Source organism: Clostridium sp. CCUG 7971, assembly GCF_017590215.1.
GTDB lineage: Bacteria > Bacillota > Clostridia > Peptostreptococcales > Peptostreptococcaceae > Faecalimicrobium.
Map to the genome: position 1 here is coordinate 1 of NZ_JAFFPK010000201.1, position 800 is coordinate 800.

Annotated in this window: 3 protein-coding genes; all 3 read left to right on the forward strand. The window is 28.4% G+C overall.

What is annotated here, in order from left to right:
• Nucleotides 1-244: DUF2975 domain-containing protein (locus tag JWF52_RS18555; RefSeq protein WP_208334953.1), on the forward strand; the 244-nt coding region annotated here is incomplete at its 5' end.
• A gap of 10 nt (nucleotides 245-254) precedes the next feature.
• Nucleotides 255-476 (forward strand): helix-turn-helix domain-containing protein, encoded by a 222-nt coding sequence (locus JWF52_RS18560; protein ID WP_208334954.1) that lies wholly within the window; start codon nucleotides 255-257, stop codon nucleotides 474-476.
• The coding region (locus tag JWF52_RS18565) for an HD domain-containing protein (protein ID WP_208334955.1) at nucleotides 477-800 on the forward strand (324 nt) is incomplete at its 3' end.

An 800-nucleotide genomic window follows, 5' to 3' on the forward strand; every position in this document is an offset into this window, starting at 1 on the left:
AAATAAAAATGTAAAAAGATTTAAATTTATGGGAATTTGTATGTTAATAAATTCTATATTAGAGTGTATAATGGGATATGGAGCAGGTAGACAAGGTGAAATGATAAAAATAATAGCAACTCCAAATGGAGCGTTAACACCTATGATGCTAGTATGTATAATAGCATCACTTATGTGTTTTGTAATGGCAGATGTGTTTAAAAAGGCCATGCAAATGAAAGATGAAAATGACTTAACTATATAAGGAGAAGAATATGGCAATTATAGTTAATTTAGATGTAATGATGGCAAAAAGAAAGATGTCTTTAACTGAATTAGCGCAAAAGATAGATATAACTAATGCTAATTTATCAATATTAAAAAATAATAAGGCAAGGGCAGTAAGATTTTCTACATTAAATGAAATATGTAAAATTTTAGAATGTCAGCCAGGAGATATATTAGAGTATATTGAAGATGAAGAAAGTGGAGAATAAATGATAATAAGGGATAATTTATATGGAGAATTTGAAGTAGAACCTTTAATAGAAGAACTAATAAATAGTAGAGCTGTTCAAAGACTTAAACATGTGCATCAAGGTGGTGCAAGTTATTTAGTAAATGAAAGTTGGAATGTTACTAGGTATGAACACTCAGTTGGGGTAATGTTATTAATTAAAACATTAGGTGGAAGTACTGAAGAACAAATTGCAGGGTTACTGCATGATATATCTCATACTGCATTTTCTCATGTAGTAGACTATGCTCTAGATTATAAAGAAGAAGATTATCATGAAAAAATATATGACAAAGTAATAAAA